This is a genomic window from Stenotrophomonas sp. (assembly GCF_036662295.1).
Lineage (GTDB): Bacteria > Pseudomonadota > Gammaproteobacteria > Xanthomonadales > Xanthomonadaceae > Stenotrophomonas.
In genome coordinates this window covers 1-10200 of record NZ_JAVWXA010000132.1, presented here as the reverse complement: position 1 = coordinate 10200, position 10200 = coordinate 1, and the positions used below count along the sequence as shown (strand labels likewise).

Below are 10200 nucleotides of genomic sequence, written 5' to 3'. Positions count from 1 at the left end.
GCATGCCTTGTCGCGTGGGGCGGGTACGGGCCGCAGAGCGGGACTTGCAGCGTGTGCCGCGAACCCGCACACCCCCACCCCGCGAGACAGAGCCGGCACTCGCAATGCTTCATGCGCCACAACGGCAGAATCCAGCAGCGGGGCAAAGAACCAAAAAAAACGGCGGACCGAAGTCCGCCGTTTCTGGTTACGTCATCGCGTGGATCAGGCCGCTTCCTGCGACGGTGCGTCCTTGCGCTCGCGGTCGTAGTAGCTGGCCGCGCGCAGCTCGTGCGGATCGAAGTCGTCCACCGTGATCGTTTCCAGCGTCAGCGCGCGCAGCTCTTCCAGCAGGGTGCGCTCGTCCTGGGTGATCACGCCCTCGGCCACCGCTTCGTCCAGCTGGGTCACGAAGTCCAGCGCTTCGATGCCCTTGGTCTTGACCGCCTTGATGAACTTGCGCTCCACCGGCTCGGCCATGATCGCCTTGGACAGGTAGCTGTTGATGCGGCCACCCGGGTTGTTCTCGCACGGGGTCAGGAACACCCCGTTGGCCAGGCGGTCGCGGGCCTCGTTGGGCGCCATCAGCAGCGCCGCCACGCGGTGGCCCAGGCGGTCGCCGGGGGCTTCGGCGCGACGGCCGAACGGGAAGATCAGCAGCCACATCAGCCAGCCGATCGGACGGATCGGGAAGTTGCGCAGCGCTGCCGACAGCGACTCCTCGATCTTGTGCACGCTGTCATGGAAGGCCCAGGCCAGCAGCGGCTGGTCGGCGGTGGGCGCGCCTTCGTCGTGGTAGCGCTTGAGCATCGCACTGGTCATGTAGACGTGGCTCAACACGTCGCCCAGGCGCCCGGACAGCGATTCCTTGAACTTCAGCTTGCCGCCGAGGGTCATCATCGAGATGTCGGCCATCAGCGCCAGGTTGGCCGAGTAACGGTCCAGCTTGCGGAAGTAACGGCGGGTGTAGGCATCGCCCGGGGCGGCACCGAAGCGCGCGCCGGTCAGGCCCAGCCAGAACGAACGCACCGCGTTGGAGATGCCGAAGCGGATGTGCCCGAACAGGCTGCGGTCGAATTCCTGCAGGCCGGCACGGGTGTCCGGATCCTGCGCGGCCTTCATTTCCTTCAGTACCCACGGGTGGCAGAGGATCGCACCCTGGCCGAAGATCAGCAGGCTGCGGGTCATGATGTTGGCGCCTTCCACCGTGATGGCGATCGGCGCGGCCTGCCAGCTGCGGCCGGCGAAGTTGCGCGGCCCCAGGATGATGCCCTTGCCGCCGATCACGTCCATCATGTCCGAGATCACTTCACGGCTCATGGTGGTGCAGTGGTACTTGGCAATCGCCGAGGGCACCGACGGCACGTCGCCGCGGTCGACGGCGGCAGCGGTGGCCTGGCACAGCGCGCTGATCGCATACGCCTTGCCGCCGATCCGGGCCAGTGCTTCTTCCACGCCTTCGAAGCGGCCGACCGACAGGCCGAACTGCTTGCGGATGCGGGCATACGCACCGGTCACCACCGCGCCGGCCTTGGCACCGCCACTGGCGGTGGAGGGCAGGGTGATCGAGCGGCCCACGGCCAGGCACTCGTTGAGCATGTTCCAGCCCTTGCCGGCCTTCTCGGCACCGCCGATCAGCTGGGTGAGCGGAATGAACACGTCCTTGCCGCGGATCGGCCCGTTCTGGAAGGTCGAGTTGAGCGGGAAGTGGCGACGGCCGATTTCCACGCCGGCGGTGTCACGCGGCAGCAGTGCCAGGGTGATGCCGATGTCGCGGGTGCTGCCGATCAGGCCGTCCGGGTCGTACATGCGGAAGGCCAGGCCGATCAGCGTGGCCACCGGGGCCAGGGTGATGTAGCGCTTGTCGAAGGTGAGCTTGACGCCCAGCACCTGCTCGCCGTTCCACTCGCCCCTGCAGACGATGCCGTAATCGGGAATGGAGGTGGCGTCGGAACCGGCGAACGGGCCGGTCAGGCCGAAGCAGGGCACTTCACGGCCATCGGCCAGGCGCGGCAGGTACTGGTCCTTCTGCGCCTGGGTGCCGTAATGGTTGAGCAGTTCGCCCGGGCCCAGCGAGTTGGGCACGCCCACGGTGGAGCTGACCACGCTCGACACCGAGGCCAGCTTCTGGATCACCTTGTGGTGGGCCAGCGCGCTGAAGCCCAGGCCGCCGTATTCCTTCGGAATGATCATGCCGAAGAACTTGTTCTTCTTGATGAAGCTCCACAGCTCCGGCGGCAGGTCGGCGTAGACATGGGTGATTTCCCAGTCGTTGACCATCCGGCACAGCTCTTCCACCGGGCCATCGAGGAAGGCCTGTTCCTCGGCGGTGAGCTGCGGCTTGGGGTAGTTCAGCAGGATGTTCCAGTCCGGGTCGCCGGTGAACAGCTGGCCTTCGAAGCCGACCGAGCCGGTTTCCAGGGCGATGCGTTCGGTCTGCGACAGCGGCGGCAGGACCTTGCGGAACACCTTCATCATCGGCGCGGTGAGCAGCGGCTTGCGGATGAACGGCAGCAGCAGCGGCACGGCGATGACCGCGACGATGGCCGCGGCGACCAGGGTGGCGGTCTGGTTGACGTAGGGGATGAACCAGCAGGCGGCCAGCAGCGCGACGCTGATGATCGTCCAGGTGATCAGCCGCCCGCGGTGGTAGGCGACGATGGCGCCCGCCAGCAGGATGGCCAGGAAGGGAACGACAATGCTCATGAGCGTGCTCCGGTGACGTGCTCGGTAGTGGCGGACTGTGCCACGGCGGAGGCCGAGGGCAACACGTCCAGATAGTCCAACACAGTAGCGGTAAAGGCGTTGTTGTCGTCACCGGCGACCATGTGCGTGGCCTCCGGCAACTGCACATGGCGCGCATGCGGCACCAACGCGAGGAACTCGGCCACCGTCTGCGGGGTGACCAGGGTGCTGCGCCCGCCGCTGACCAGCAGCAACGGGCATTTCACCTGGCGCGCCGCTTCGGCGAGCGCGTCCTGGTGCTGTTCGCTGTCGCGCGCCAGTTCGGCCACCAGGCGCGGGTCCCAATGCCAGCGCCAACGGCTATGGCCATCCTCGCGCAGCAGCGCGCGCAGCGCGTCATCGGACTTGCGCGGGCGGTGCGGCAGGTAGGCCGAGATCACATCGGCGGCCTGCGACAGCGAGGCGAAGCCGTCCGGGTGGGCGGTCATGAACATCAGGATGCGCTCGACCCCGACGGTGTCCCAGCGCGGAGTGATGTCCACCAGCACCATCGCCGAGAACAGGCCCGGCCAGCGCGATTCGGCCAGCAGCCCGAACAGGCCGCCCATCGAGGCGGCGACCAGGATCGGCGGCTGCGGTTGTTCGCCGGCCAGCACGATCAGGTCGTCGGCGAACTGCTCGCCGTGATAGGGCAGGGTGGCCGCATTCCAGTCCGAATCCCCATGCCCGCGGGCGTCGTAGGCCAGGGTCTGGTAACCGGCCGCGGCCAGCGACTGTGCGGTGGCCGTCCAGGCGTGCCGGGTCTGGCCGAAGCCGTGGGCGAACAGCACCGTGCCGCGACGGCCCGGGGTGGACCGGGTCACGGCCAGCACGGCGTCATGCGCACCGGTCAGTCGCGCATCGTCAAAACGGGGCAGGGTAGGAGAAGAGGTGACCATACTCGCTAGTATGGACCTGCCCGGGAGCATGTCAATACTTCACGGTATGGAAGGGCCGGGGCCAGCGGGGCCAAGCCGTGCGCAACCCGGTGGCGCGGGCGCTGGCGTGTGTGATGACGCGTCAATCGGCGGACACGGACCCCGGCGTATGGTTAAATCAACAGCATGAATGAACCTGAAGCTTCCGCCGGCGAGCCCCGTGCCGGCCGCAACAGCCGCCTGAGCGCGGAAGACTGGGCCCAGGCCGCCCTGGACCTCATCGCAGAGCAAGGGGTTGGCGCGGTGGCGGTAGAGCCGCTGGCCCGCCGCCTGGGGGTCACCAAAGGCAGTTTCTACTGGCATTTCCCCTCGCGCGATGCGTTGCTGCAGGCCGCGCTGGAGCGCTGGGAGCTGTTCGAGCAGGAGCAGGTGTTCGGCAGCCTGGAAGACGTGCCGGACCCGCGCGTGCGCCTGCGCCAGTTGTTCCAGGTGGTGGCCCACGAAGTGCAGCCGCACATCATCTACAGCGAGCTGCTCAAGGCGCTGGACCACCCGATGGTGCGCCCGGTGATCGACCGGGTGTCGCATCGCCGGCTGGAATACCTGGTGGCCTCCTTCCGCCAGGCCGGCTTGAGCCGCACCGATGCGCAGCACCGCGCGCGGCTGGCTTATGCGGCCTATGTCGGCTTCCTGCAGTTGTCGCTGCAGCTGCAGCAGCCCAAGCAGGCACGCGAGGATTTCGAGGCCTACGTGGAACACGTGATCGAGACGTTGATCCCGATCGGCTGAGCCGGTTGCCAGGTGGCAATGCAGAAAGGCCGCGGAAACGCGGCCTTTTTCGTGCGCGGCATCGGGCGGGCCTGCGCGGGTGACGCGGAAAAGACAACGGCCCCTTTCGGGGCCGTTGCTTCAGGACATCAGATCGCGGGAAGCGGCGATCAGAAGCGCTGGGTGTACTGCATGAACACGTAACGGTCGTAGTCCAGCATCGGATCGATCGAGGACGAGCTGTTGTTGGTCAGCGAGTAGGTGATCGGCGGCTGCTTGTTCCAGACGTTGCGGGCACCGACGGTGACCGAACCGTTCCAGGGGGCAGCCCAGGTCACCGAGACGTCCTGGAAGCTGATCGAGCCCTTCTTGTTGGCACCCACGCCACCGCCCCAACCGTTGTTCGGGGTCAGGTAGTTCGGGTCGTTGCAGGAGTCGTCGTCGTAGCAGAAGTCGCGGTAGCCGCCGTAGTAGCGCAGGTTCCAGCTGGCCGACAGGTCACCCTTGGCCCAGTTGACGCCCAGGGTGGCGCGCACGCGCGGCGAGTTCCAGTAGCCGGCGTAGTCGTCCCACGGTGCGCCGTCGTCAGACTGCTGACGCAGCGCCACCAGGTAGTTGCTGTCCAGGCGGAGCGAGAACTGACCGGCCGCGAATTCCGGCAGACGGTAGTTGACGACGAAGTTGTAGCCTTCGGTTTCCAGGGCGCCCAGGTTCGCGTTGCCGCGGCTCAGGGTCACGATCTGGCCGGTGGTGGCGTCACGGCTGTAGTTGCAGAACGAGGTGACCCCGTTGTAGCACTGGTTCAGCACGTAGGTCGCGCCCACGGCGGTGATGACGTTGGAGATGCTGATCTTGTACCAGTCCAGCGAGAAGTCCAGACCCTGGATCCAGCGCGGGCTGAAGACCAGGCCCACGGTACGGGTCTTGCTGTATTCCGGCTCAAGGTCGGCGTTACCCACGCCAGCCTGGAACGGCGCATTGCCCTGGGTTTCACGCCCGGTGACCGGCACGCCAGCGTTGTCGGTCTGGCGGAAGGTCGGAGCCAGGCCTTCGCCGGCGCAGCGTGCGGCGGCGACCGGGTTGGCCAGCTGGCCGAAGCGCGCATCGCAGGGATCGGTCAGGTCATCGAAGGTCTGCGAACCGCCACCGAAGGTGTCGTCCAGGGTCGGGGCGCGGAAGCCCTTGCCGTAGGTGGCACGCACCAGCAGGTCTTCGACCGGCTTCCAGGTCAGGCTGAACTTGCTGTTGGTGGTGTCGCCGAAACGATCGTAGTCGGAGTAGCGGCTGGCCACGTCGAACGACAGTTCCTTGGCGAACGGCAGGTCCTTCAGGACCGGGATCATCAGCTCCAGGTAGACTTCGTCGGTCTTGTACTTGCCGGCGGTGGCGCCTGCAGCCAGATCGGTGGTGTAGCCGGCGCTGGACAGCTGGTCCGGGTTGTCATAGCCGCTCACTTCACGGTGCTCGACGCCCGCTGCGAACGCGAATTCGCCTGCGCCGCCCGGCATGTCGAACAGGCCGCCGGTGATGTTGGCGAAGTACTGCTTGCTGACGCTCTGCTGGGTACCCTGGCCAAGCGTGTTGACGTACTTCAGCGCGTCGGCGGTGGAGGCCGACGGGCCGCCCAGGATGTTGAACGGGGTGCACTGGCCAGCCGACAGGCTGGTGCCCAGCGCGATCGGGTTGGCCGCGGTGCCGCACTGGACCACGCCCTGGGCGTTCAGGAACGACGGGCCAAGGGCCTTTTCCAGGGCCAGCAGGTTCAAGTTGCCCGTGCTGATCTGGGTGACGTCGAACTTGTTGTAGTTGATGCCGGCATCCCAGTTCCAGCCATGGGTGCCCACTTCAAACGCGCCTTCCAGGGCGGCATCGAAGTGATAGCTCTTCACGTCGTTGCGCGAGATGCGCGGAATCTCGATCGTGCGGCGGAACCAGTTGGTGATGTCCTGGCCGACCGGGTTGTAGTAGCTCTGGCCGCTGATGTAGACCGGGTAGGTCGGCTGTGCGTTGGCGCTCAGCGGGTAACCGGCGACCTGGCGCTCGGAGTTGCGCTCGGAGTACATGACCGTGGACTTGAAGGTCACATAGTCATTGATGTCGAAGCTGCCGGCGGTGAAGATCGACTTCGTTTCGGTCTCCTGGGCCAGCATCATCTGCTGGGTGGAGTTGAAACGGTCATCAACGGTGACGGCGTTGTGGTAGTTGGCGAGATCGCGCGAATCAGCGCCCACGCCCTGGCCGTCATACGAACCGGTGTGGTTCAGGATGTAGGTGTTGCCACCGAAGGTGAAGCGGCCCCACGGGCCGGTCGCGCTGAGCGCATCCAGCGGGTGGTCCGGACCGTAGGTGGTACGGGTCAGGGCACGGTCCTTGGAGAAGACCGGATCTTCCTTGGTGTAGCTGGCGCCGAACAGGATCGAGGAGCGCTCACCGGTGGCGCCCAGGGTGAAGGAGTAGGCTTCCTTCTGACCGTCGCCACGGCCGTTCTGGCCGATCAGGGCCGACACTTCCGCGCCTTCGAAGTTGGTGCGCAGGATGATGTTGACCACGCCGGCGATGGCGTCGGAGCCGTAGATCGCCGAGGCGCCGTCCTTCAGCACTTCGATACGCTCGATGAGCGAGGCCGGGATGGTCGACATGTCGGTGAAGCCAGCCAGGCTGGAGGTCCAACGCTTGCCGTTGACCAGCACCAGGGTGCGCTGCTCGCCCAGGTTGTACAGGTTGACGTACTGGCCGCCCTGTTCCGGGTTGGAGGTCAGCACGGCGGCCTTGCTGAAGGTCTGGGTGCCGGAGACGGTGAGGTTCTGCAGGATGTCGCCCACGCTGACCAGGCCGGACTTCTTGATCTCCTCGGAGGAGACCGTGAAGATCGGCTGGGCGGTTTCGACATCGACCGAGCGGATGCGCGAGCCGGTGACCTGGATGCGATCCAGGTTGGTTGCACCTGCCGCTTCCTGGGCCTGGGCGGTACCGCCGGCGGCGGCGCTCGCAACCAGCGCGACGATGACGGCGTCGCGCAGCTTGTTGGACTTAAAGTTCATTGCTCTCTCTCTCCAAGGGAATCTTGGGTATTCACTGGGGTGTTTGCCTGTAGCGGCGCCAAAGCAGCAGCGCCAAGAACCACGAGGCTGACTCGATAGTAACTGCGGATTCCCAAGAATTAAAGTAGCGTTAATAAAGGCTGTGAACGACTTCTGGCTTCGCAAATTCCTTCCAAATCAATCACATCACCTATCGCTCAGGAAGGATTTGTCCCGATTGTTAACGCGTGATGAAGAAAATAGTTGCAATTGATTTGTCACGTTTTGTATCAATGCGTGTCCGTTCACGCCTTTGGGCACGTGTGTGCATTGACGCAATAAGCCATTCCATGACATCCCGAGGCGTTGGACGCCCTTTCGCAACGTGGCTCGCCCCGGCCGTCAGGCACAAAAAACGCGCCTCCCGGCGCGTTTCTGCTTTCTGCCACCTGGCGCGCAGGGCGCCTGGGTTACAGATCCTGTTCGTAGCGGACGTAGGGCACGGTGCCTTCGTCGGTGCTCTCGTTGCGCGGGGCGAATGGGTTCTTGCCGCGGGTGACCACATTTTCCGCCCCAACGGTGAGCTGGCCGCTCCACGGGGTGCGCCAGGTCAGGCCGACGCCGAGGCCTTCCCACTTGCCGGGCTGGCCGGGGACGTCGACCACGCGGCCGACGATGTTGCCGCTGAAGTTGCCGTAGCCGGCGCCGATGGTCAGGCTCTTGCTGTCCCAGCGGTCCACCAGGGCTGGAGAGGCATCGGACAGCGGAACGAGGCGGGCCTTGGCATAGGTGCCACCAATGGACACGAAGCCTTCGCGACCGATGTTTTTCTGGCCGAAGACGGTCAGGTCGTTCTGCTCGGCACGCAGCGCCGGGGACTTGTTCGGGCCGGCCAGCCAGGCCGGCAGGGTGTCGCGGCCACTGCCGGCGGTGATGCCGACGCGGCCACCGGGCCGGTTGAACGCGGCCGTGCCGGTCACCCGGCGGCTGAGCGTGTTGTCGTCGTCATCGCCGAGGCTGGCGAGCATGCAATGACTGGCCAGGCCGCTGATGCTGGTGCCGCGGCTGCTGTTGCAGAGCAGCCCCAGCGAATCGCCCGAGGACAGCCCGAAGGCCGCGTCCAGCGAACTGCGCCCGAAATGCCAGCGGGCGCCGGCGGTCTGTTCGCCGGTGGGTTCCAGGTACAGCAGCGCTTCGACCTTGCCGCTGCCCTTGTTCCAGATCGGCAGCACGGTGCTGTCCTGGCGCGGTTTGCTCTGCGCATGCGCGCCCGGGATCGCGGCGAGGGCGATCACGAAGGCCAGCGGTAGACGCAGAAGGGTGCGCATGGGAACTCTCAGACAGCAGGGGTGAGCACAAGTTCCCGCCGAAGCGGGACACTGATCCTAGGGCGTTTATGATTTCTTAACAAGTCTTGGTTCTCCCCAGAACAAAACTCGTGCGGCAATTACTGAAGCCGTTCAGGTGCCGGTGAAGATACGCCGGCGTCCCGGAACAGTATGGCCAGTTCCGTCAAGGGAAAGTGATACTCCTGTCCGCAGAATTCGCAACGCACGTCCACCGCGCCGGTCGCCTCGGCCGCGGCGATGGCTTCGGCCTCGCCCAGCGACTCCAGCATGCCCTGCACCCGCTCGCGCGAGCACGAGCAGGCAAAGCGCAGCGGGCGTTCGCCCAGCAGTTCCGGCTTTTCTTCGTGGAACAGGCGGTGCAGCAGTTCGCCGCCGGGCACGTCCAGCAGCTCCTGCTTGCCCAGCGTCTCAAACAGCGCGCTGGCACGGGACCAGCCATCGTGGTCGCCCTCGTCGCCGGGCAGCTTCTGCAGCAGCAGGCCGGCGGCGCGCTCGCCGTCGGCGGCCAGCAGCAGGCGCGTGGGCAACTGCTCGGACTGGCGGAAATAGTCTTCGAAGGCTTCATCCAGGCCAGCGGCGGTCAGCCCGACCAGGCTCTGGTAGCGCTGCGGCTCGCGCGGGTCCAGGCCCGGGTTCTCGATGGTGATGGCCAGCAGCGCGTCGTCGCCCAGCGCGGTCAGGTCGCGCGGTGCATCACCGCCGCCGTCGGTCATCTGCGCGATGCCGCGCAGGGTGCCCGCCGCCGTGCATTCGGCAAACAGGGTGCGCAGGGCGGTGCTGCTGCGCAGCTGGATCGACAGCCGGCCGTCCACCTTGGTGTGGCCGGTGAACAGCGCCGAGGCCACGCTGGCTTCGCCCAGCAGTTCGGCCGCGGCGGGCGGATACACGGCATGGGAGAGGATCTCGCCCCAGGTGGCATCCAGGTGGACGTGCACGCCGCGGACGCCGGCATCGGGAAGCAGGAAACGGACAAGGGTGTCGGATTGGGCGGTCATCGGTTCGGTGGCTGCGCTTAAGAGGGGCCGGTTGCCGGATAATGCGCCGACCACCGTGCAAGCAAAGGATGCACCACTAATGGGGGCAGAGCGCAGCAACCTCAAGGCCGAACCGGGCCAGGATCCGTCGCGCCCGCGACGCTGGCGCTGGAAGCGCCTGCTATGGCTGCCGGTGCTGTTTGCCGCGTTCAGCGTGCTGCAGGTGCTGGTGCTGCGCTTCATCGATCCGCCGCTGTCCACGGTGATGCTGTGGCGGTATGGCGAGGCGCTGGGCGAGGGCGAACGGGATTACCGCCTGCACTACCAATGGCGCGACCTGGACCAGATGGCGCCCAGCCTGCCCATTTCGCTGGTGGCCGCCGAGGACCAGCGCTTCCCCGCGCACAACGGGTTCGACCTGCAGGCGATCGAGAAGGCGCGCGACCACAACGCCAAGGGCGGGCGCCTGCGCGGGGCCAGCACGATCAGCCAGCAGGTGGCCAAGAAC

General features: G+C 66.2%; 7 protein-coding genes. 2 read left to right on the top strand and 5 right to left on the bottom strand.

Annotated features, from left to right (window positions below; genetic code table 11):
• Positions 1–204 precede the first annotated feature (204 nt).
• Both RSA25_RS17650 and RSA25_RS17645 read right to left on the bottom strand, forming a co-directional pair.
• On the bottom strand, positions 205–2685 hold the full coding sequence (locus tag RSA25_RS17650; protein WP_332810136.1) for an acyl-CoA dehydrogenase: 2481 nt from the start codon (positions 2683–2685) through the stop codon (positions 205–207).
• On the bottom strand, positions 2682–3602 hold the full coding sequence (locus RSA25_RS17645; RefSeq protein ID WP_332810135.1) for an alpha/beta hydrolase: 921 nt from the start codon (positions 3600–3602) through the stop codon (positions 2682–2684). The genes RSA25_RS17650 and RSA25_RS17645 overlap by 4 nt, the downstream gene beginning before the upstream one ends.
• Positions 3603–3767: 165 nt before the next feature.
• Here RSA25_RS17645 and RSA25_RS17640 point away from each other — a divergent pair, with 165 nt between their 5' ends.
• Positions 3768–4370, top strand: a complete 603-nt coding sequence (locus RSA25_RS17640) for a TetR/AcrR family transcriptional regulator (protein ID WP_228884169.1) — start codon at positions 3768–3770, stop codon at positions 4368–4370.
• Positions 4371–4519: 149 nt separating this feature from the next.
• Here RSA25_RS17640 and RSA25_RS17635 read toward each other — a convergent pair whose 3' ends face one another.
• The 3 genes from RSA25_RS17635 to RSA25_RS17625 all read right to left on the bottom strand — a co-directional run bounded on the left by RSA25_RS17635 (position 4520) and on the right by RSA25_RS17625 (position 9713).
• Positions 4520–7390 carry a TonB-dependent receptor gene (locus RSA25_RS17635; RefSeq protein ID WP_332810134.1) on the bottom strand — a complete coding sequence of 957 codons (2871 nt, stop codon included), beginning with the start codon at positions 7388–7390 and terminating at the stop codon, positions 4520–4522.
• A 449-nt stretch (positions 7391–7839) separates the two neighbouring features.
• Positions 7840–8697, bottom strand: a complete 858-nt coding sequence (locus RSA25_RS17630; protein WP_332810133.1) for a hypothetical protein — start codon at positions 8695–8697, stop codon at positions 7840–7842.
• 119 nt (positions 8698–8816) lie between these two features.
• Positions 8817–9713, bottom strand: coding sequence for an Hsp33 family molecular chaperone HslO (locus tag RSA25_RS17625; RefSeq protein WP_332810132.1), 897 nt, complete (start codon positions 9711–9713; stop codon positions 8817–8819).
• Positions 9714–9792: 79 nt separating this feature from the next.
• Between RSA25_RS17625 and RSA25_RS17620 the strand changes: the two genes are divergently transcribed.
• Positions 9793–10200: transglycosylase domain-containing protein (locus RSA25_RS17620; RefSeq protein ID WP_332810131.1), on the top strand; the 408-nt coding region annotated here is incomplete at its 3' end.